We start from the raw sequence: 20,486 nt of genomic DNA on the forward strand, positions 1-20,486 counted from the left end.
ATTTGCCTCAAAAGCCCGGATATAAGGGCTTTGCATGATATGGCGGAGTGTCACTACTTGCTTTCGACGGGCCGCCCCGGTATAAAAAATCAAATTATTTTTTAAAACAATATTTCCGCCGTGGAACCCATATGGTCGCGAAGAAACTCAGCGCTCCAAACGTTACCAAGACTCGATTGCTGGATGCGACAGAGGCTCTTTTCATCAAGTACGGCTATGACGCCGTGTTGCTACGGCAGATAACCGAGCGTGCCCAGGTCAACCTGGCCGCGGTGAACTACCACTTCGGGGACAAGGACTCCCTGATGAAAACCTTGCTGATGCAGCGCCTGGAGCCCCTCAACGAGCAACGCCTGGAACTGCTGGCGCGCTGTGAAGCCGAATCCGATGGCCCGCTCGATTGCGACACACTCCTGGGCGTGCTGTTTGCCCCGGCCATGGGCCTGGAGCGCAGCGACCCGGCCAGCGGGGAAGGGCGTTCGTTCATTCGCTTCCTGGGCCGGGTCTACAGCGACACCTCGCCGTTTATCCAGGAATACCTCAAGGTCCATTACCAGCCGGTGTTCCAGCGCTTCTTCGAAGCCTTCGCCCTGGCCCTGCCGGATTTGCCACGTAATGAACTGGGGGTGCGCCTGCAATTTGCCCTCAAGGCCATTTCCGGCGTCATGGCAGGCACCGAACTGCGCCTGCTGATGAACTCCATGAGCCTGGGCCGCCCGGCCACGGATGCCGAGGTGATGGCCAAGCTGATCACGCTGGTGTCGGCGGCGATTCGGGTGCCGCAGCAAAGCCAGGAAGCCGAAACGGCACTGGCCAAGGTGCTGGAAACCCAGCGCGCCCTACGCGAACACCACGCCCTGTAGGAGCGAGCTTGCTCGCGTAAAACGTCAACGATAACGCGAGCATTCTGGCTAACCGCGGCGTCATCGCGTTCTTCGCGAGCAAGCTCGCTCCTACAGAGGTTGGCCCTTTTTCGGAGCCAAAAAACAGGCAAAAAAAAGCCCGCTGGGGCGGCGGGCTTGATATGCAACGTTTGTAACGGATGAGGCTTCACACTACGTCTCTGGATGTGAATAAATCGTGAAAAAAATGTAAGAAAGATTAGAGTTTGAACCTATTAAATTTACGGCTGGCTTAATACCTTTCGTCGCACCCTGTTAACTCTGACAGTAGGCAAGTTTTTTGTTTGGGCGTTTGATTCGTCAAAGACGCGGTACATCGAAAACGGTGCACCGCGAGGCGTCGAACAAGGAGCGAAGAATGGTGCGTAACCTTGATAAGCACGTACTGGAACCCGTCGATATTCCATTGATGTATCCGCCGATTGCCGATGATGCGGAAGGCGCAGATGGCGGCATCGGCAGGCTGCATGTGACACGTGATCTTGTCGTTTACGTGGACTATCCCTTTTCTGCGCCGGTGGGCACCACATTCCAGCTGATATGGCATGGACCAACGCCGGTAGGTTTCTACCTGGTGCGTGATGGCGACCCTCCACGCACCCGCTTCCCACTCACTGTGCCCGCTCACTCGATCCTCGAGGGCTGGGCTGACGCGATGTATTGCAGAATCATCCCCGACAATGAGCCCCCTCAGCAGACCCCTCCCTTGCGCCTCAGGATCAACTTGCAGAGACCTGGTGGCAAGGCGCCCGAACCCACGGATAAAGGCCATGGCGGGCTGGTATTCAAACTTGAGCCACAGGTGGAGTTGGAAGGCGTCGATGAACAAAAAGCCCGGGATGGGGTGACGGTCACCTGTCACAAGTGGGAGAACATGGGCCCTTATGACCTGCTCACGTTGGTCTGGGGATCAGAAAAAGTTGAGCATCGGGTACAGCCGAATGAGGTGGGGCGTGACATTGAAATCACTGTGACCCCCGAGATGATCCTCGCTGCGGGTAACAGCGACATTCTCCCCGTGGCAATGACCGTCACGGGGAACACCGGCAATTTGCCGGATGAGGATGCAGTGTGGTCGGTGGTCTCATACGTAGAGGTCTACACCGACAGTCAGCGTATGGAGCCGCCTTGGGTTGACTACCCCTTGACCGAATCCGAAATCAACTTGGCGAATATCGGTAACGACGCTGTACGGGTCGGTTTCTACCTGACATCGGAAGATGCCCATCGCTACACCCATGTCCACTTTTATTGGATTGGCACTCTAGAGGATGGCGGGACGGTTCCTCATTCCGAGATGCGAGAGCTGGCCGGTACCAAGGCTTATTATTTCGAGATACCCAATGCTGTGGTCGCCGCCATTGCCCGGGGGCGTGCAATTGTCTATTACGTACTCGATAGCCAGCACGGCAGTGCCCCCCGTTCGAACTATCGTCATGTGACTGTCATCGGAGAGATCAGGCAATGGTTGGCCCCCAGCGTGGAGGGCGAGTCCGATGGGCAGATTGATCCCGACCTTGCGCAAGTCAAGGTCCACATACCGGTCCAACCGGGCTGGCAATCATTCCAGGCACTGGAATTGATCCTTTTGGCCAGTGATGCCGGGGGCACTATCGAGCACCGTGTCGGCATTGATCTAGGTGAGTTGTCTGCCGCAGAGGATCAATTGACGGTGGTACTTGAAGGCGATGACCTTAGACGATTCAAAGGCCGTTTGGCCGACCTGTTCTATCGCGCAACCAAGGACGGCGAAAAGCCACGTGAGTCCTGGCGTCGATCATTGAGGATCGGTGAGCTGCAGCCGGACATGCCCGCGCCGATCGTTCGAGATGAGCTTGAGGGTGAACTCCACCTGGATAACGTGTCACCGTTCGGTACGCCTATCGACGCACCGTTCAGCGATGTGGAGTTCGGCGATTGGATAACGCTCTGCATCAAGGGCGTACACAGCATCGACCTGCCCAAGCAGGCGAACATTCCCGGCGTTGCTGTATCGTTTGACGTATTGCCTCAGGATCTGGAGCCCAATCGAGGTGAAGATACTTCGCTCTACTACACCCTAAAACGCGGGAACTTGCCCGAGCGCTATTCCCTGACTACACCATTGCGTATGGTTTGAGCGCTATTGGTCAGATCTTCCAGTGCCGGGCGGTCTTTGCCAGGCGCTGGCGCATCCCATCCACATTCGCCGCCAGCTGCACCGTCAGCAATCGATACCCATCCAGCGCGCTGTAAACCGGTGCATCAAGCGCAGGCTCGCTGGCATGGGCGTGACCGGTACGCTCCAATCGCTCCGTCACCCCCGATTTCAACGCGCGTGCCATCCCCACCAACTGCACCCGAATTTGCCGATGCTCGGCTTTCAACATGACTTGCATCCGAGCCGTGGCCTGCTCATCACGCGGGTCTGGCCGGGTATTGCCCAGAATCTCCAGGGTGCTGATGCACAGGCGCAGGTGACGCTGGATCGCGTCCAGTTCAGTCATGGAAATCCGCACTTCCTTGGACACCGACGGCATCAACGAACGCAGTTGCACCATCGCCCCGTTCAAACGGTTGAGCAGCTTGAGGTGTTCATCGTCAGTCACGGACTGGCCATTGATGATCCGGCTATAAATCTGCGCGCAGTCACGCAGGGCGCTGGCCAGGTTGTAGCGCCACGAATACACGGCGTACAACGGCAAGGCAAAGGAAAACGCCAGGGCCAGCACAATGCCGATGAGGATATCGACGGTGCGCCACAGGCCATCGGAGATCGGGTTGTCGCCATGGCCGGCGACGATAAACACCGTGATCGCCGACAGCAGCGCGATATAACCGCCCTTGCCGATGGCGTGATAGGAAAAGAATCCGCACACCACGGACATCAACAGATAGGTGAGCAACGGCAGGCCGAAGTAAGCCTGTTGTACCACCAGCAGCAAGCCGACGCTGGCGCCGATCAAGGTGCCGTAGGCGCGTTCGACGGCTTTCTTGCCGATATTGCCGTGGTGCTGCAACCCGCCGATGACGATCAGCATGGTCACCGACGCCCATTCACCGTGGGGCAGGTTGAGGCCGGTGGTCAGCAGGATGGTTGCCAGCAAACCCACCGATACGCGCGCGGCGTGGATCAGCTTGGCATGGCGAAAGCGGCGGTAGGGGTCGAGCAAGGGGCGCAGCAGGCGCCGGGCAAAGAAGGGCAGGTTCATCAGTCTTAAAATGGCCTCAAATGTATGAATGTGCTTGATCAAATGTGGGAGCTGGCTTGCCTGCGATAGCATCACCGCGAGCTGACTGAAAGACCGAGGAGCTGGCATCGCAGGCAAGCCAGCTCCCACACTGACCTGTCTGCACATTGGAACGGGGTTGGCTTCAGAAGATGTAGTCGGTGGTCAGGAAGCTCGAATCGCGGTTGCGCAAAATATCGCTGACCAACGCCTTGTTACTCTCCTGGAACTTGGTCGCCACCAAAGTTCGGATCGAGAACACGCGCAAGGCGTCATGCACCGACAACGTGCCCTCGGCCGAATTTTTGCGCCCGTTGAAGGGGAATGTGTCCGGACCGCGCTGGCATTGGGCGTTGATATTGATACGGCCCACCTGGTTGGCGAAGGTGTCCACCAGGCGTCCCACTGCCACGGGGTCGGTGCCGAAGAGGCTCAACTGCTGGCCGAAGTCCGAGTCCAGCACGTAGTCGATCACGGTCTCCAGGTCGCGATAGGGCACGATCGGCACCACGGGGCCGAATTGCTCTTCGTGGTAGACGCGCATCTGCGGGTTCACCGGGTACAGCACTGCCGGGTAGAAGAACGAACCACGGCTGCTGCCGCCCTCGGGGTTCATGACCTTGGCGCCATGGCGCGCCGCATCGGCCACCAGTTCGCTGAGGTAATCGACCTTGCCCACTTCTGGCAGTGGCGTCAGCGCCACGCCATCCTCCCACGGCATGCCGGGCTTGAGCGTCGCCAGCTTGGCGTTGAATTTCTCGATAAAGCGCTCGACCACGTCTTCATGCACGAACAGGATCTTCAACGCGGTGCAACGCTGGCCGTTGAACGACAGCGAACCGGTGACGGCTTCGTTCACCGCGTTGTCCAAGTCCACTTCGGGCAGCACGATCCCCGGGTTTTTGGCATCCAGGCCCAGCGCAGCACGCAAACGGTGCGGCTTGGGGTGCAGCTTTTTCAAATCACTGGCGGCCTTGTTGGTGCCGATAAACGCAAAGATGTCGATCTTGCCGCTGGCCATCAGCGCGCTCACGGTCTCGCGGCCGCTGCCGTAGATCACGTTGATCACCCCGGCCGGGAAGCTGTCGCGGAAGGCTTCCAGCAAAGGGCGGATCAACAGCACACCCAGCTTGGCCGGCTTGAACACCACGGTATTGCCCATGATCAAGGCCGGGATCAGCGTGGTGAAGGTCTCGTTCAACGGGTAGTTGTAAGGCCCCATGCACAACGCCACGCCCAGGGGGACGCGGCGGATCTGGCCGAGGGTGTCCTGCTCCAGTTCAAAACGACTGCTGCGTCGGTCGAGTTCCTTGAGGGCATTGATGGTGTCGGTGATGTAGTCGCAGGTACGGTCGAATTCTTTCTGCGAGTCCTTGAGGTTCTTGCCGATCTCCCACATCAGCAGCTTGACCACCGCATCGCGCTGTTCGCGCATGCGCCTCAAAAACGCTTCGACGTGCTGGATACGCTCGACCACGCGCATCGTCGGCCATGCACCCTGGCCACGGTCGTAGGCGCGCACGGCAGCATCCAGGGCGGTGAGGGCGGTGTCGGCATCCAGCAACGGCGTGCTGCCGATGTGTACACGCTCATCACCCAGTTGCACGGGGCTTTGCACGCGGGCGAGCGGGCCGTTCCACACCTGCAACTGGCCATCGACCAGGTATTCACGTTGTTCAATGGGCGCCGCCAGGCGAAATTGCTCGGGAATCTGCGCGGTGGAGGTGGGAAACAGCTGGGCGAGCAGGTTGCTGGTGGTCATGTCGCTACCCCTGGAATAGTTGCAAAACATGACTAGAGAGTCACCCAACAAGCGGCTCTAACGCAAGGCTTGCGCGCATTCTTGTTCGCAGGGTCGTGTACGCCGGGTAAACTGCGCGGCTTTTCAGAAGGAGTTCACATGAGTCAGTACCAGCCGGGCATTCTTGCCGCACCGGTGCCTTTGCAGGCCCGCCATCTGTTTTTTGCCCTGGATTCGTTGCAAGCCGTGCCCGCTGCGCTGGACGCGCTGGTGCAGTTGACGGATGCGGCGGCCGTGGTGGGGTTCGGTGAGCCGCTGGTAAAAGCGCTGGGTGCCCAGATCCCAGGGCTGCGCTCATTCCCGGCCGTTAGCGGCCCTGGCGCGCACAACCCGTCGACTCAGCAGGCGCTGTGGGTATGGTTGCATGGGGTGGATCGCGGTGAGTTGTTGCTGCGCAGCCGTGCCGTGGAAAAAGCGCTGGCTCCGGCGTTTCGCCTGGTGCAATCGACTGAAGGTTTCCGCTACAAGACCGGCTTTGACCTGACCGACTACGAAGACGGCACCGAAAACCCCCACGACGATGCCGCCGTGCAAGCCGCGCTGACCGACAGCGGCGCCAGCTTTGCCGCGATCCAGCAATGGCAGCACGACCTTGACGGTTTCGCCGCATTGCCTGCCCAGGAGCGTGACCACATCATTGGCCGCCGCCATGGCGACAACGAAGAACTCGACGACGCCCCGGAATCGGCCCATACCAAGCGCACTGCCCAGGAAAGCTTTACCCCGGAAGCCTTCGTGGTACGTCGTTCGATGCCCTGGGCCGAGAATGGTCAGGCGGGGTTGATGTTCCTCGCGTTTGGTCATTCATTCGATGCGTTTGAAGCGCAGTTACGACGCATGAGTGGGTTGGAAGATGGGATTGTCGATGGCCTGTATCGCATCAGCAAGCCGCTGACCGGTGGCTATTACTGGTGTCCGCCGGTCAGGGAAGGGCGCCTGGACCTGAGTCTGGTTTTTTAACCGCCTTTTTGCCTGCTCCCTCAAGCGCTTTTGAGCGCTTCCAGCCACGCGGGATCGAGCCGGGTTTGTTCGGTGTCGATCCCCAGTGCGTGCATCTTCGCCTTGTGTGCTTCGATTTCGCCGACCAGTTGCGCCTGGGCGCTGGAGTTGGCGTCCAGCTCGTGCATCTGCGTCAGCCCCAAGTGATAGAAACGCAACAGCTTGATGGCAGTGGGGTCGTTGGCTTGCACCCGCTCGGTGACCTTGTGCATCACATTGGTCACGCTCATCAGGCTGCGCTTGAGTTGCCAGCCATACACCGCCGGCGCCAACCAGGCCTGGCTCCAGAACGGGCCACGCACCAGCGCGACCGTGATCAACACCCCGGCGAAGACGCCACCGACATTGAAGCGAAAATTGTCACCGCCAGGCTCACCGAACAGCATCACCGCCAGGCTCGACAGCAGCATGGCCAAGGCCAGGAACAGCGCCGCGACGATCAACGTGCTACGGCGGGTCTGTTGGCGATAGGCAGTGGGGTCGCAGGGTTTGAGTTCGAACATCCGGGGCAGGTCTCCAAAAAGGGCGGTCATCTTCTCACGCCTGGCGTAATGAAGTTGAACGATGGCGCGGGGCGGTTTCTCTAAAATGGTGAACCCCTCATGAGGTCAGTCATCATGTCTGAACACAAGCAGCCACCCCCAGGTACACCGGATCCGAACCGTACGCCGGGTGAGGAGGAGCGTGATAACGATGCGTTGCGCCCCAACGATCCCAAAGAGCGCAGTCCGGACAACGATGTCGAGCGCGTCGAAGAAGACCTGGAAAACCTCCACGACAGAGCCCGCCCGCTTTAGCAGGAGAATATGATGAACAAACCTACCGATGGTCCCTCTTCCAACGAACACGCCAGTGGCAAGGATGAACTGGGCTTCGACCCGGATTCGCCGGATGTAGCCGACCCACAGGTCGATCCCATCGGCCCGGCTATTGCGCCGTTGGACAAAAAGGACGACGAGACAGCGAAAAAAAAGCCGCCCTACGATCCGTTGGGCGACTTGAAGCAATGAACCGAGCCCCGCCGTTATGCGGGGCTTTGTTTACCTGGGTGGCGACCAGCTGACGTCGCTGATACCGTATTTTTCCGCCCAGGGCCGGGTGGTCTTTTTCACCTGTTCGTGACCTACGCGGCCGATGCGGCTGACATGGGCAATGTCGGCATCGACGGCCGCCCAATGCCAGGCCTCGGCGTTGTTCATCACTTCGGCGCGCACCACGAAAGACTTGGGTTTACCGTGTAGCTGATAGTGGACGGTGTAGATTTTTGCGGTACTCATGCTGCCTCCCAATCTTGTTATAGATGGATAGGCCGGCGCTCCAAAAGGTTCATTCAAAATGACAACGCACGCAGAGGCGCGGCATAGTGACGCTCTTGCCCCGCGCCCAAGGACCGTGCCATGCACACACTCACCGATAGCCGCCTGTACCTGCAACGCCTGGGCTATGCCTCGCCACCGCCGCCCACCCTGCAAACCCTGCGGGACTTGCAACTGCGCCATGTGTGCAGCTTTGCCTTTGAAAGCCTGTCGACGTTGATGCATGCACCGGTACCGATCGACCTGCCCAGCGTTGAGCGCAAGGTGCTGCACGAGGGGCGCGGCGGCTATTGCTACGAGTTGAACCAGCTGTTCCTGGCACTCTTGCAGGAACTGGGCTTCGAGGCCCGTGGCATCACCGGGCGTGTGGTGATCGGCGGCCCACCAGACGCCCACACTGGGCGAACCCATCGCTTGAGCTTGGTGACCCTCGACGGCGTGCGCTATATCACCGATGTCGGTTTTGGCGGCATGGTGCCCAGCAGCCCGTTGCAACTGGACCACGACGCACCCCAGGCCACCGCTCATGAGCCTTATCGCCTGACGCTCAAACACGGCAGCTACACGCTGTGGGCGCAGGTGGGCGAGGAGTGGCGTGGCCTGTACGTGTTCGATCTGCAAACCCAGGCCGACATCGACTATGAAATCGGCAACTGGTATGTCTCCACGCACCCAGGCTCCCCGTTTGTAGGGCAGTTGAAAGCCGCGTTGCTTGCGCCTGGCAGGCGCCATACGTTGGCAAACGCCCGCTATGCGGTTCATTACCTGGATCGGCCCAGCGAGAAGCGCAAGCTGGAGAGTGCTGATGAGTTGCTGACGTTATTGCGCGACACCTTCGGCATTTGTTTGCCGGCTCAGCCGCAACTTCGCGAAGCGGTTGAGCACCTGATCAGGGCCGATCTCGAAGAGTATTGAGATAGAGCCTTCGCTGAACCGTTTTTTCTCCGTTTTGGTGCAAATCAGTTCGAACTTTTTGCAAACGCCAAGGTTCGAACCGATTCCTGAATACTTTGCCCACCTTAAAATGGAGATGTAAAACGATGTCCAAACTATTCGGAAAACTCATCAAGAACACCTCGTTGCTGGCCCTGGTGGCTGCGCCTGGCGTGGTGTTCGCAGCACCTTCCACCGACCCGATTTCCACGTTCGGGATCATGGGCAGCTACAACGACTTCAAACTTGAAGGCGGTAGCGAAAGCGACAAGGACCACATGCCCGAAGCCGGCCTGTTCTACAACTTCGGCAACAAGCTCACCGCCGAATCCGGCTTCATTTACCAGGCCGGTATCGAAGCCAAGTACGGCGAAAAAAGCGATAACAAACTCAAGGAAGGCCAGGCCGACCTCGACCTCGGCTGGCGCGCCGCGCTGGACGCGCGCAACTTCGTCGATGTGATCGTGGGCGGTGGCTACACCTGGACCCGCTACGAGCCGGACACCAATGGCTACGACATGAAGCTCACCAATAAGTCGCCGTTTGCCAAGGCAGCCCTGGGCTACAACCACCAGTTCGATGACATGACCCTGCGCGTTGAAGCCGGCGCCCGTCACACCATCGACGGCCGCGCCAAACTCAAGGTTGACGGCGTTGGCAGCGACAGCGTGGACCTCAAGGACCGCACCAACCCTTACGCCGAAGTCAGCCTGCTGATGAACCAGAAGGGTGACCTGCCAGTGATGGCGGGCCTGTACTACACCCGCACCGAGTACAAGCTCGATAACGACTCCTATGTGGCCGACAACACCAAGCTCAAGCGTGATGAGTATGGTTTCAAGGTGGGTATCGCGTTCTAAGGTTATCGCCCGGGCAAACCGCAAGTTTGAACACAAACGCCTCGATGTGAATCGAGGCGTTTTTATATCTGTAGCCACAATATGGGCAAAGAGGGCCAGTATATTGAGGGCATGTAGGAGCGAGCTTGCTCGCGAAAAACTCACAGGCGCCGCGTTTATTCAGGAAGCACGCATTATCGTCGACGTTTTTCGCGAGCAAGCTCGCTCCTACAGGGGAACGCATTCCAAATGTGGGAGCGGGCTTGCCCGCGAAGGCGATGATGAATGCACCGCCTCTCTAATACCTCGCCCCTGAAACGCAAAACGGCGCCCAAAGGCGCCGTTCTGTTTACTGCATCAACCTAAGCGATCAAACGCCCAGCACCGCGTGCTGTACCAGGGTGAGCAACGGTTGTGGGTACACGCCCAGGAAGAACGCGAGCAGGGCGATAGCCAGCAGCATGACGCCGCCTGCCTTCTGTTCCCAATGCAGCTCGGCATCCACACGGCGCAGGTTTGGCTCGATCAGGTACAGGGTGACCATCACGCGCAGGTAGTAGAACACGCCGATGGCGCTGCCCAGTACCAGCGAGGCAACCAGCCACCATTCGTGGGCTTCGACACCGGTCGCGACGATGTAGAACTTGCCGATAAAGCCCGCCGTCAGCGGAATACCGGCCAACGACAGCATCATCACGGTGAGCACGGCGGTCAGGTACGGACGGCGCCAGAACAGGCCGCGGTATTCGTACAGGGCGTCGGCGTCACGGCCTTTGTACGGCGACGACATCAAGGTGATGACGCCGAACGCACCAAGGCTGGTGATCACGTAGGTGACCAGGTACACGCCGATGGCTTCCACGGCCAGGCCTTTGCTCGCCACCAGGGCGATCAGCAGGTAGCCGAAGTGGGCGATAGACGAGTAACCCAGCAGACGCTTGAGGTTGTTCTGGGTCAGGGCCAGCAGGTTACCGAACAGGATCGACGCAATGGCGATCACCGTCAGCACGTTGCTCAGCACGCCGGTGTTGGCGGCAGGGGAGATCTGGAACAGACGCACCATCACTGCAAACACGGCCACTTTCGACGCGGTCGCCAGGAACGCGGCCACCGGCGCCGGGGCGCCTTCGTACACGTCCGGGGTCCACAGGTGGAACGGCACCAACGACAGCTTGAACGCCAGGCCGATCAGCATCATCGCCAGGCCCAGTTGGGCAATCGGCGCCGGGCTGTTGGTGGCGGCCAGCGCGTGGCCGATACCGGTGAAGCTCAGGCTGCCGGCTTCGGCGTAGAGCAGGGCCATACCGAACAACAGGAACGCGGAACCGGCGGCCGACAGCACCATGTACTTGATGCCGGCTTCCAAGGAGCGCTTGTTGAAGAAGGCGTAGGCCACCAGGCCGTAGGTCGGGATCGACAGCAGTTCCAGGCCGATGAACAGGCCCGCCAGGTGCTGCGCGCTGACCAGCACGATACCGCCGGCCGCAGCCAGCAGGATCAGCAGGTACAGCTCTTCGCGGTTGCCCGGGTAGCCGGTGCCGCCTTCGCCGAGGTAGGCGTGGGCGAGGGTGACGCAGGCCAGGGTCGCCACCAGGATCAGGGCGATGTACAGCAGCGCGAAGTCATCGACCATCATCAATGGCGTGACTGCCAGTGGCGCGACCTTGAGGGCCGGGATGATCGACAGCAGGGCCAGGTTCAACCCGGCGCAGGACAGCAGGAACGTTTGCGAGTGATTGCGGCGCCAGGCGATTGCCAGCATCACCACTACGATGGTGAGGCTGGTAATCAGCAGCGGCGCAAGCGCGATAAAGTGTTGGATCGTGAATTCCATAGCGCTCTTACCGGGCCGAAGCGAGTTGAGAGAAGGCGGTGCCGAACCACTGCTGCACGCCATGCATCGTTGCGGCAGAAGTGTCCAGGAACGGTTGCGGGTACACGCCGATGAAGATCAGCAACACCGCAAGGCCGAGCACCATGATCAGTTCGCGCGCATCCATCCCTTGCAGGACGGTGTCGGACTTGGCCGGGCCGAAATAGGCGCGGTGGATCATGATCAGCGAGTAGACCGAACCGAACACCAGGCCGGAGGTGGCGATGGCGCTGATCCACGGCGTTTGCACAAAGGCACCCATCAGGATCAGGAACTCGCCGATGAAGTTACCGGTACCCGGCAAGCCCAGTGATGCGGCGGCGAAGAACAGGCTGATCGCCGGCAGGTACGCGATGCGCGACCACACACCACCCATTTCACGCATGTCACGGGTGTGCAGGCGCTCGTACAACTGACCACTGAGGATAAAGAGGGCAGCGGCAGAAACACCGTGGGCCAACATCTGGATCACTGCGCCTTGCAACGCCAGCTGGCTGCCGGAGTAGATACCGATCAGTACGAAACCCATGTGGGAAACGGACGAGAAGGCAATCAGACGCTTGATGTCGGTTTGCGCGAAAGCCAGGAACGCACCGTAGAAGATCCCGATCAGACCCAGGGTCATGGCAATCGGCGCGAATTCGGCCGAAGCATTCGGGAACAGCGGCAGGGCGAAACGCAGCAGGCCGTAGGCAGCGGTCTTCAACAGGATACCGGCCAGGTCCACGGAACCGGCAGTCGGCGCCTGGGCGTGAGCGTCAGGCAACCAGGAGTGGAACGGCACCACCGGCAGCTTCACCGCGAAGGCGATGAAGAAGCCCAGCATCAGCACGTACTCGGTGGTCAGCGACATCTTGGTTTTCAACAGGTCGGCGTAGTTGAAGGTAATCACGCCGGTGTTGTTGAAGTTGACCAGGACCAGACCCAGGATCGCCACCAACATGATCAGGCCGGAAGCCTGGGTGAAGATGAAGAACTTGGTCGCTGCGTAGATCCGGGTTTTCTTGCCGTCCGAAGAGCTGTGACCCCAGAGCGCGATGAGGAAGTACATCGGCACCAGCATCATTTCCCAGAAGAAGAAGAACATGAACAGGTCGAGGGCGAGGAACACGCCGACAACGCCGCCCAGGATCCACATCAGGTTCAGGTGGAAGAAGCCCACGTGACGCTGGATCTCTTTCCAGGAGCAGAGTACCGAGAGGATACCCAGCAGGCCGGTCAGCAGGATCATCAACAGCGACAGGCCGTCGAGGGCCAGGTGCACGTTGATGCCGAAGCGCTGGATCCACACGTGCTTGAATTCAAGCGCAAAGGTGGGATCGACGCCCGGTGCCGGAGCGAATGAATAGTCACCATGGGCCCACAGCCAGAGGCCGAGCGCGAGTTCCAGGGACATGGTCAGCAACGCAATCCAGCGGGGGAGGGTGGCGCCGAAGCGTTCACCCATCCAGCAGAGCAGGCCGCCGATAAAGGGGATCAGGATTAGCCAGGGCAGAATCATGACGGGCTCGTTTCCTTTCGCAAGTTCGCAAAGTACGCAGTGCACTTAAACATAGTCAGACCGCTACCACGACGATGGCGCCGATCACCAGAACGGCACCCGCCGCCATGGACGCTGCATACCAACGCAATTGGCCGGTCTCGCTGCGGCTCAGGGCGGTGTGACCGGCCTTGGCGGCACGCGGGATCAAACCGATGGTCTGGTCGAGCGGGTCTTTGCGCAGCACGTGGCTGATCGCAAGGTAAGGTTTGACGAACAGTTTGTCGTAGATCCAATCGAAGCCCCAGGCAGCGAACCACCAGGCCGACAGGAAGCGACCAATGCCACTGTTGGCCACGGCAGTCACGAAGCGACGCTTGCCGAGGAACAGCAGAGCCGCCAGCAGGATACCGGCGATGGCGATGGCGCCCGAGGCGATTTCCAGGCTGTGCTGGGCTTCGCCGCCGGCATGGCCGACGCTTTGTGGCAATACACCGTGCAGTGGCGGGGTGATCATCGCACCGACGAAGGTCGACAGGATGATCAGCACCGACAGTGGCAACCAATGGGAGATGCCGTGGCCTGCGTGCGCTTCGGTCTTGGCTTCACCGTGGAAGGTGATGAAGATCAGGCGGAAGGTGTACAGCGAGGTCATGAACGCACCTACCAGGCCTGCGTACAGCAGGTTCTGGTTACCGCTGGCGAAAGCTTCCCAGAGGATTTCGTCCTTGGAGTAGAAGCCTGCGGTTACCAGCGGCAGGGCGGCCAGGGCGGCACCACCGACGATGAAGCTGGCGTACGCCAGTGGCAGTTTCTTCCACAGGCCGCCCATCTTGAAGATGTTCTGCTCGTGGTGGCAGGCCACGATCACGGCGCCGGAGGCGAGGAACAGCAGGGCCTTGAAGAACGCGTGGGTCATCAGGTGGAAGATCGCCGCGTCCCAGGCGCCGACGCCCAGGGCCAGGAACATGTAGCCGATCTGGCTCATGGTCGAGTAGGCGAGGATACGCTTGATGTCGGTCTGCACCAGCGCGGCGAAGCCGGCCAGTACCAGGGTCACGCCGCCGACGATACCCACCAGGTGCAGGATGTCCGGCGCCAGGGTGAACAGGCCGTGGGTACGGGCGATCAGGTAGACACCGGCGGTTACCATGGTGGCGGCGTGGATCAGTGCCGATACCGGGGTAGGACCGGCCATTGCATCCGCCAGCCAGGTTTGCAGCGGCAGTTGCGCAGATTTACCCACGGCGCCACCCAGCAGCATCAGGGTAGCCAGGGTGATCCAGAAGTCGCCGACCTGGAATTTCTGCGGTGCCAGCACCAGCAGTTCCTGGATGTTCAGCGTGCCCACCTGTTGGAACAGGATGAACAGGCCGATGGCCATGAACACGTCGCCGATGCGGGTGACGATAAACGCCTTGAGTGCTGCGTTACCGTTGTTGCGGTTGCTGTAGTAGAAACCGATCAACAGGTACGAGCACAGGCCCACGCCTTCCCAGCCGAAGTACAGGAACAACAGGTTATCGCCCAGCACCAGGAACAGCATGCTGGCGATAAACAGGTTGGTGTACGAGAAGAAGCGCGAGTAGCCCGCTTCACCGCGCATGTACCAGGACGCGAACAGGTGGATCAGGAAGCCCACACCCACCACCACGCCGAGCATGGTGATCGACAGGCCGTCGATGTAGAGGGCGAAGTTGGGCTTGAAGCCCTCGACCGCCATCCACTGCCACAGCACCAGGGTGTAGTGACCACCTTCGGGCGGCGCCACGTTGAATTGCCAGATGACGTAGGCGGCCACGATGGCCGACAGGCCGATGGAGCCCACGCCGATCAGGGCCGAGAGGTTCTCCGACCAGCGCCCGCGAGAGAACGACAGCAGCAGGAAACCGATCAGGGGGAATACGAAAGTCAGAAAGATCATGTTCATCCGCGCATCTCACTGGCAGCGTCGATATCAAGCGTGTGGAAGCGACGATACAGCTGCAGCAGGATCGCCAGGCCAATACTGGCTTCGGCGGCTGCCAGGCTGATCACCAGGATGAACATCACTTGCCCATCCGGCTGGCCCCAACGTGCGCCTGCCACGATGAACGCCAGTGCCGCAGCGTTCATCATGATTTCCAGGCTCATCAACACGAACAGAATGTTACGGCGAACCATCAGGCCGACCAGGCCAAGGCAGAACAGGATGCCGGCGACCGCCAGACCATGCTCCAAAGGGATAGCAGGCATCGTCATTGCTCCTTGGCTTCGTTGCGGCCCAAGTGGAAGGCAGTGATGGCTGCGGCGAGCAGCAGCATCGAAGCCAGTTCGACCACCAGCAGGTACGGGCCGAACAGGCTGATGCCCACGGCTTTCGCGTCTACGGTGGTGTGGCCGATGGCCTGGCCGCTCTGGTGAGCGAACAGCACATACAGCAGTTCACCCAGCAGCAGGGCTGCAAGGACAACCGGGCCGAGCCAGATGCCGGGCTTGAGCCAGACGCGCTCCTGGGCGACCGAAGCCGGCCCCAGGTTGAGCATCATCACCACAAACACGAACAGCACCATGATGGCGCCGGCGTAGGCGATCACTTCCAGCACACCGGCGAACGGTGCGCCGAGGCTGAAAAAGGTCATGGCCACGGCGATCAGCGAAATGATCAGGTAGAGCAGGGCGTGCACGGGGTTAGTGTTGGTGATCACGCGAAGCGTGGACACCACTGCAATACCCGATGCGAAATAGAAAGCGAATTCCATCTTTCTTCCTTAAGGCAGCAAGCTCTTCACGTTGATCGGCTCGGCTTCGTTTTGTGCGGCGCCTTTTGGCTTACCGGCAACGGCCATACCTGCAACACGATAGAAGTTGTAATCAGGGTTTTTACCGGGACCAGAGATCAAAAGATCTTCTTTCTCGTACACCAGGTCCTGACGTTTGAACTCGGCCATCTCGAAATCCGGCGTCAGCTGGATCGCGGTGGTCGGGCAAGCTTCCTCGCAGAGGCCGCAGAAAATGCAGCGCGAGAAGTTGATGCGGAAGAAGTCCGGGTACCAGCGACCATCTTCGGTTTCAGCTTTCTGCAGGGAAATGCAACCCACCGGGCACGCCACGGCGCACAGGTTGCAGGCTACGCAACGCTCTTCGCCGTCGGGGTCGCGGGTCAGTACGATGCGGCCGCGATAGCGCGGCGGCAGGTACACCGCTTCTTCGGGGTATTGCAGGGTGTCGCGTTTGCGAAAGCCGTGACCGAACACCATCACCAGGCTTCGCAACTGGGTACCGGTACCCTTAACGATGTCGCCAATATATTTGAACATGGGTCAAATCCTCACTGAACCGCGGCAGCGGGCGTGTTCAACAACACGACGGCAGCCGTCACCAGCAAATTGATCAGGGTCAGCGGCAGGCAGAATCTCCAGCTGAAATCCATCACCTGGTCATAGCGCGGGCGCGGAATCGAGGCGCGCAGCAGGATGAACAGCATGATGAAGAACGCGGTCTTCAGGAAGAACCAGAAGAAGGCCAACTGCGGCAGGATGCCGAACGGACCGTGCCAGCCGCCGAAGAACAGCGTGACTAGCAGGGCCGAGATCAAGATGATGCCGATGTACTCACCGACGAAGAACATGCCCCACTTCATACCGGCATATTCAATGTGGTAACCGTCGGCCAGTTCCTGTTCCGCTTCCGGCTGGTCGAAGGGGTGACGGTGAGTCACGGCCACGCCAGCGATGAAGAAGGTGCAGAAGCCGAAGAACTGCGGAATGATGAACCACAGGTTCTGCGCCTGGTACTCGACGATGTCGCGCATGTTGAACGAGCCAACCTGCACCACGATGCCCATCAGTGCCAACCCCATGAACACTTCATAGGATACGGTTTGGGCCGAGGCACGCAAGCTGCCCAGCAGGGCGAACTTGTTGTTGCTCGACCAACCGGCGAACAGCACCGCGTATACCGACAAACCGGCCATGGCGAAGAAGAACAGCAAACCGATGTTCAGGTCCGCCACGCCCCAGGTCGGGGTGATCGGGATGATTGCAAACGCAATCAGCAAGGCGCTCATGGCTACCACCGGTGCCAGGGTGAAGATCACCTTGTCGGCAAACGGCGGGGTCCAGTCTTCCTTGAAGAACATTTTCAGCATGTCGGCAGCGATCTGGAACATGCCGAACGGGCCAACGCGGTTCGGACCGTAACGGTCCTGCCACCAGCCCAGCAGGCGACGTTCGACGAAGCTGAGCAGGGCGCCCGCGACGACCACGGCCAACAGGATCACGATGGCCTTGACCACCGAGATGATCACGTCAATTACTTCCGGCGTGAACCAAGTCATTGCGCTGCCTCCTGCAGACCGTCAACGGTTTTGCCGAAAATGGCAGGCGGAATACCGGCGATGCCTTTAGGCAGTGCAACCAGGCCGGCACCCAACTCATCGTTGATACGCAGCGGCAGACGCAAGGTCTGGCCGGCCACGTTGAGGCTGAGCAGGGCACCGTCGTTGACGCCCAGGCGGTCGGCTTCGGACTTGGCCACGGACACATAGGCGGCAGGAATGCGCTCTTGAACCGGCGCGGCCTTGGAAGAAGTTTCTTCGCTGCCGAACAGGTGGAAGAACGGCACGACTTGCCAGGTGCCCGGCGCCGGGTTGAACGGACGCGGTACCGCAGCGAACCAGTTCAGCGAGTCACCGCTGGTTTCGATCAGGCGAGTGCCCGGGTCGCCAGCGCGGATGTGACCACCGACTTCGTCCTGGAACTTGTTCCAGGCTTGCGGCGAGTTCCAGCCCGGCGACCAGGCAAACGGCACCTGCTGACGGGGTTCGGCCGAACCCGAATAACCTTCCATGGAGAAGGCAAACGCGGTGTCGTTGTCTTGCGGGGTACGTGGCTCGTGCACGCTGATGTCAGCACGCATGGCGGTACGACCGGAGTAACGCAGCGGCTCACGTGCCAGTTTCAGGCCCTTGATGCGGAACGCGGCAGACGGCGCGGCATCCACGATACGAGCAAGCTGCGGCGCGCTGGCGGCGGCGGCAGCGGTCACGTGGTCGAGTTGGGTCCAGTCGATCGGCTGGTTCAGCAGGGTGGCGCGCAGGGCATGCAGCCAGCGCCAGCCTTCGTGCACCAGGATGCTGGCGTCCATGTACTTCGGATCGAACACCTGGAAGAAGCGCTGGGCGCGGCCTTCCTGGCTGACCAGTGTGCCGTCGCCTTCGGCGAAGGTGGCGGCTGGCAGCACCAGGTCGGCGCGGTCGCTGGTGGCAGTCTTCTGGTGGTCGGCGACGATCAGCACCTTGGCAGCATCCAGTGCCGCGTCAACCTTGGCGGCAGCGGTGCGGGTGTACAGGTCGTTTTCCAGCACCACGATGGCGTCGGCGTTGCCGTCGATCACCGCTTGCAGCGCCGCGTCCACGGACTCGCCACCGAGCATTGCCAGGCCCAGGCTGTTGGCTTCCGGCACCACCAGGCTGATGGAGCCATTTTTGTCGCGCAGCTTAAGGGCCTTGGCGATGTTGGCGGCGGCTTCGATCAGCGCCTTGGAACCCAACGAGGTACCGGCAATGATCAGCGGGCGCTTGGCCGCCAGCAGGGCGTCGGCAATGCGCTGAGCCAACTCGGTAGCTTCAGCGTCCAGGCCTTCAACGGCGGGTGCGCTGGCGTCGAGGGCGTGGGCCACGGCGAAACCGAGGCGGGCCAGGTCGTCCGGCGCGGCGTGTACGCATTCTTCAGCGATGTCGTCGAGCTTGGTTTCAGCCAGGGAAGCGATAAACAGCGGGTTCAGCGCGTGCTGGCCGATGTTCTTCACGGCGGCGTCAAGCCAAGGCTGTACGCGCATGGCGTCGGCCATTTCTTCGGCCTTGCCTTTGACCGACTGACGCAGTGACAGCGCGATGCGTGCAGCGGTCTGGGTCAGGTCTTCACCGAGTACGAAGATCGCATCGTGGTCTTCGATGTCGCGCATGTTCGGCACTGGCAGCGGGCTGTCGTTCAGCACTTGCAGGACCAGGCGGATGCGCTCCAGTTCACCGGCTTCGATGCCGCTGTAGAAATGCTCTGCACCCACCAGTTCACGCAAGGCGAAGTTGCTTTCGAGGCTGGCGCGTGGCGAACCGATACCGACGATAGTGCGCCCGCGCAACAGGTCGGCGGCTTTATCCAGCGCGGCGTCCAGGCTCAGCTTGGCGCCATCGGCCAGCAGCGGCTGGCGCGGACGGTCTTCGCGGTTTACGTAGCCATAGCCGAAGCGGCCACGGTCGCACAGGAAGTACTGGTTGACCGAACCGTTGAAGCGGTTTTCGATACGGCGCAATTCACCGTAGCGCTCGCCCGGCGAGATGTTGCAACCGCTGGAGCAGCCATGGCAGATGCTCGGCGCAAATTGCATGTCCCACTTACGGTTGTAGCGCTCGGAGTGGGTCTTGTCGGTGAACACACCGGTCGGGCAGACCTCGGTGAGGTTGCCGGAGAATTCGCTTTCGAGCACGCCGTCTTCAACGCGACCGAAGTACACGTTGTCGTGGGCGCCGAATACGCCCAGGTCGGTGCCGCCGGCGTAGTCCTTGTAGAAGCGCACGCAGCGGTAGCAGGCGATGCAGCGGTTCATTTCGTGGGAAATGAACGGGCCGAGGTCCTGGTTCTGGTGGGTACGCTTGGTGAAGCGATAACGGCGCTCGTTGTGGCCAGTCATCACCGTCATGTCTTGCAGGTGGCAGTGACCGCCTTCCTCACAGACCGGGCAGTCGTGGGGGTGGTTGGTCATCAGCCATTCGACAACGCTGGCGCGGAACGCCTTGGATTCTTCATCGTCGATGGAGATCCAGGTGTTGTCGGTGGCTGGGGTCATGCAGGACATGACGATACGACCACGGGTGTCGTTTTCGTCTGTGTATTGCTTGACCGCACACTGGCGACAGGCACCGACGCTACCGAGAGCGGGGTGCCAGCAGAAATACGGGATGTCGAGGCCGAGTGACAGACATGCCTGTAACAGGTTGTCCGCCCCATCGACTTCGAGCGCTTTGCCGTCTACGTGGATAGTGGCCATGGTTCAAAGTTCTTCGTTGGCCCGTTGTCAGCGGGCGTGGCTAATGGAATCTTGTTATTCATGTGCATCTACACAGCCTTGAAGGCGTCAGCACATGAGCAGGCG

19 protein-coding genes are annotated in these 20,486 nt (G+C 60.3%); 7 read left to right on the plus strand and 12 right to left on the minus strand.

Annotated elements, in window-relative coordinates:
- Window positions 1–131: 131 nt before the first annotated feature.
- Together AC1RAC_RS10810 and AC1RAC_RS10815 are read left to right on the plus strand one after the other, a co-directional pair.
- The gene (locus tag AC1RAC_RS10810; protein ID WP_034127895.1) at window positions 132–863 is read left to right on the plus strand and encodes a TetR/AcrR family transcriptional regulator; all 732 of its coding nucleotides are present in this window, start codon (window positions 132–134) and stop codon (window positions 861–863) included.
- A 397-nt stretch (window positions 864–1,260) separates the two neighbouring features.
- A complete protein-coding gene (locus AC1RAC_RS10815; protein WP_259038783.1) occupies window positions 1,261–3,021 on the plus strand; it encodes a hypothetical protein in 1,761 nt (586 codons plus the stop codon).
- A gap of 10 nt (window positions 3,022–3,031) precedes the next feature.
- On the opposite strand, the gene AC1RAC_RS10820 is transcribed toward AC1RAC_RS10815, so the two are convergent.
- Window positions 3,032–4,093, minus strand: a complete 1,062-nt coding sequence (locus tag AC1RAC_RS10820; protein WP_186527170.1) for an FUSC family protein — start codon at window positions 4,091–4,093, stop codon at window positions 3,032–3,034.
- A 163-nt stretch (window positions 4,094–4,256) separates the two neighbouring features.
- Window positions 4,257–5,873, minus strand: coding sequence for an NADP-dependent glyceraldehyde-3-phosphate dehydrogenase (locus tag AC1RAC_RS10825; protein WP_034127893.1), 1,617 nt, complete (start codon window positions 5,871–5,873; stop codon window positions 4,257–4,259).
- A 138-nt stretch (window positions 5,874–6,011) separates the two neighbouring features.
- Here AC1RAC_RS10825 and AC1RAC_RS10830 point away from each other — a divergent pair, with 138 nt between their 5' ends.
- Window positions 6,012–6,872 (plus strand): Dyp-type peroxidase, encoded by an 861-nt coding sequence (locus AC1RAC_RS10830; protein ID WP_197901076.1) that lies wholly within the window; start codon window positions 6,012–6,014, stop codon window positions 6,870–6,872.
- 20 nt (window positions 6,873–6,892) lie between these two features.
- Here AC1RAC_RS10830 and AC1RAC_RS10835 read toward each other — a convergent pair whose 3' ends face one another.
- On the minus strand, window positions 6,893–7,414 hold the full coding sequence (locus AC1RAC_RS10835) for a DUF3087 family protein (RefSeq protein ID WP_054917278.1): 522 nt from the start codon (window positions 7,412–7,414) through the stop codon (window positions 6,893–6,895).
- Window positions 7,415–7,528: 114 nt separating this feature from the next.
- On the opposite strand from AC1RAC_RS10835, the gene AC1RAC_RS10840 reads away from it, so the two are divergent.
- Complete coding sequence (locus AC1RAC_RS10840) at window positions 7,529–7,708, plus strand: hypothetical protein (protein ID WP_057974912.1); 180 nt, start codon at window positions 7,529–7,531, stop codon at window positions 7,706–7,708.
- A 12-nt stretch (window positions 7,709–7,720) separates the two neighbouring features.
- Entirely contained in the window at window positions 7,721–7,921 is a 201-nt protein-coding gene (locus AC1RAC_RS10845; protein ID WP_032902837.1) for a DUF6021 family protein, read from the plus strand.
- Between the two features lie 30 nt (window positions 7,922–7,951).
- On the opposite strand, the gene AC1RAC_RS10850 is transcribed toward AC1RAC_RS10845, so the two are convergent.
- Window positions 7,952–8,188 (minus strand): DUF6555 family protein, encoded by a 237-nt coding sequence (locus tag AC1RAC_RS10850; RefSeq protein ID WP_003192128.1) that lies wholly within the window; start codon window positions 8,186–8,188, stop codon window positions 7,952–7,954.
- Between the two features lie 120 nt (window positions 8,189–8,308).
- Here AC1RAC_RS10850 and AC1RAC_RS10855 point away from each other — a divergent pair, with 120 nt between their 5' ends.
- Both AC1RAC_RS10855 and AC1RAC_RS10860 read left to right on the plus strand, forming a co-directional pair.
- On the plus strand, window positions 8,309–9,142 hold the full coding sequence (locus AC1RAC_RS10855; RefSeq protein ID WP_492616568.1) for an arylamine N-acetyltransferase family protein: 834 nt from the start codon (window positions 8,309–8,311) through the stop codon (window positions 9,140–9,142).
- Window positions 9,143–9,267: 125 nt separating this feature from the next.
- Window positions 9,268–10,020: an outer membrane beta-barrel protein gene (locus AC1RAC_RS10860; RefSeq protein ID WP_492616569.1), complete on the plus strand. Its 753-nt coding sequence runs from the start codon at window positions 9,268–9,270 to the stop codon at window positions 10,018–10,020.
- Window positions 10,021–10,369: 349 nt separating this feature from the next.
- Here AC1RAC_RS10860 and nuoN read toward each other — a convergent pair whose 3' ends face one another.
- Genes nuoN through nuoG form a run of 8 tightly spaced genes read right to left on the minus strand, consistent with a single transcriptional unit; the run spans window position 10,370 to window position 20,381 of the window.
- Complete coding sequence (nuoN, locus tag AC1RAC_RS10865) at window positions 10,370–11,833, minus strand: NADH-quinone oxidoreductase subunit NuoN (RefSeq protein ID WP_003174731.1); 1,464 nt, start codon at window positions 11,831–11,833, stop codon at window positions 10,370–10,372.
- A gap of 7 nt (window positions 11,834–11,840) precedes the next feature.
- Entirely contained in the window at window positions 11,841–13,373 is a 1,533-nt protein-coding gene (gene nuoM, locus AC1RAC_RS10870) for an NADH-quinone oxidoreductase subunit M (RefSeq protein WP_014718913.1), read from the minus strand.
- 55 nt (window positions 13,374–13,428) lie between these two features.
- Window positions 13,429–15,282 carry an NADH-quinone oxidoreductase subunit L gene (gene nuoL, locus AC1RAC_RS10875; RefSeq protein ID WP_014718912.1) on the minus strand — a complete coding sequence of 618 codons (1,854 nt, stop codon included), beginning with the start codon at window positions 15,280–15,282 and terminating at the stop codon, window positions 13,429–13,431.
- Complete coding sequence (gene nuoK, locus AC1RAC_RS10880) at window positions 15,279–15,587, minus strand: NADH-quinone oxidoreductase subunit NuoK (RefSeq protein WP_003174727.1); 309 nt, start codon at window positions 15,585–15,587, stop codon at window positions 15,279–15,281. Before nuoK ends, nuoL begins: the two co-directional genes overlap by 4 nt.
- 2 nt (window positions 15,588–15,589) lie before the next feature.
- Window positions 15,590–16,093: an NADH-quinone oxidoreductase subunit J gene (gene nuoJ / locus AC1RAC_RS10885; protein ID WP_003174726.1), complete on the minus strand. Its 504-nt coding sequence runs from the start codon at window positions 16,091–16,093 to the stop codon at window positions 15,590–15,592.
- A gap of 9 nt (window positions 16,094–16,102) precedes the next feature.
- Window positions 16,103–16,651, minus strand: a complete 549-nt coding sequence (gene nuoI, locus AC1RAC_RS10890; RefSeq protein WP_003174725.1) for an NADH-quinone oxidoreductase subunit NuoI — start codon at window positions 16,649–16,651, stop codon at window positions 16,103–16,105.
- A gap of 11 nt (window positions 16,652–16,662) precedes the next feature.
- Window positions 16,663–17,670 (minus strand): NADH-quinone oxidoreductase subunit NuoH, encoded by a 1,008-nt coding sequence (gene nuoH, locus AC1RAC_RS10895; protein WP_003174724.1) that lies wholly within the window; start codon window positions 17,668–17,670, stop codon window positions 16,663–16,665.
- Entirely contained in the window at window positions 17,667–20,381 is a 2,715-nt protein-coding gene (nuoG, locus tag AC1RAC_RS10900) for an NADH-quinone oxidoreductase subunit NuoG (RefSeq protein WP_492616570.1), read from the minus strand. The genes nuoH and nuoG overlap by 4 nt, the downstream gene beginning before the upstream one ends.
- Window positions 20,382–20,486: the final 105 nt, after the last annotated feature.

Source organism: Pseudomonas sp. GW823-FHT02F05 (assembly GCF_058797315.1).

What these genes read in the sequence shown, in the direction of transcription:
- AC1RAC_RS10810 (WP_034127895.1), top strand. Translation starts at nt 132, where the DNA reads ATGGTCGCGAAGAAACTCAGCGCTCCAAACGTTACCAAGACTCGATTG.
- nuoL (WP_014718912.1), bottom strand. Translation starts at nt 15,282, where the DNA reads ATGAACATGATCTTTCTGACTTTCGTATTCCCCCTGATCGGTTTCCTG.
- AC1RAC_RS10850 (WP_003192128.1), bottom strand. Translation starts at nt 8,188, where the DNA reads ATGAGTACCGCAAAAATCTACACCGTCCACTATCAGCTACACGGTAAA.
- AC1RAC_RS10845 (WP_032902837.1), top strand. Translation starts at nt 7,721, where the DNA reads ATGAACAAACCTACCGATGGTCCCTCTTCCAACGAACACGCCAGTGGC.
- AC1RAC_RS10835 (WP_054917278.1), bottom strand. Translation starts at nt 7,414, where the DNA reads ATGTTCGAACTCAAACCCTGCGACCCCACTGCCTATCGCCAACAGACC.
- AC1RAC_RS10855 (WP_492616568.1), top strand. Translation starts at nt 8,309, where the DNA reads ATGCACACACTCACCGATAGCCGCCTGTACCTGCAACGCCTGGGCTAT.
- nuoH (WP_003174724.1), bottom strand. Translation starts at nt 17,670, where the DNA reads ATGACTTGGTTCACGCCGGAAGTAATTGACGTGATCATCTCGGTGGTC.
- AC1RAC_RS10830 (WP_197901076.1), top strand. Translation starts at nt 6,012, where the DNA reads ATGAGTCAGTACCAGCCGGGCATTCTTGCCGCACCGGTGCCTTTGCAG.
- nuoJ (WP_003174726.1), bottom strand. Translation starts at nt 16,093, where the DNA reads ATGGAATTCGCTTTCTATTTCGCATCGGGTATTGCAGTGGTGTCCACG.
- nuoG (WP_492616570.1), bottom strand. Translation starts at nt 20,381, where the DNA reads ATGGCCACTATCCACGTAGACGGCAAAGCGCTCGAAGTCGATGGGGCG.
- nuoM (WP_014718913.1), bottom strand. Translation starts at nt 13,373, where the DNA reads ATGATTCTGCCCTGGCTAATCCTGATCCCCTTTATCGGCGGCCTGCTC.
- AC1RAC_RS10840 (WP_057974912.1), top strand. Translation starts at nt 7,529, where the DNA reads ATGTCTGAACACAAGCAGCCACCCCCAGGTACACCGGATCCGAACCGT.
- AC1RAC_RS10820 (WP_186527170.1), bottom strand. Translation starts at nt 4,093, where the DNA reads ATGAACCTGCCCTTCTTTGCCCGGCGCCTGCTGCGCCCCTTGCTCGAC.
- AC1RAC_RS10860 (WP_492616569.1), top strand. Translation starts at nt 9,268, where the DNA reads ATGTCCAAACTATTCGGAAAACTCATCAAGAACACCTCGTTGCTGGCC.
- nuoK (WP_003174727.1), bottom strand. Translation starts at nt 15,587, where the DNA reads ATGCCTGCTATCCCTTTGGAGCATGGTCTGGCGGTCGCCGGCATCCTG.
- AC1RAC_RS10815 (WP_259038783.1), top strand. Translation starts at nt 1,261, where the DNA reads ATGGTGCGTAACCTTGATAAGCACGTACTGGAACCCGTCGATATTCCA.
- nuoN (WP_003174731.1), bottom strand. Translation starts at nt 11,833, where the DNA reads ATGGAATTCACGATCCAACACTTTATCGCGCTTGCGCCGCTGCTGATT.
- nuoI (WP_003174725.1), bottom strand. Translation starts at nt 16,651, where the DNA reads ATGTTCAAATATATTGGCGACATCGTTAAGGGTACCGGTACCCAGTTG.
- AC1RAC_RS10825 (WP_034127893.1), bottom strand. Translation starts at nt 5,873, where the DNA reads ATGACCACCAGCAACCTGCTCGCCCAGCTGTTTCCCACCTCCACCGCG.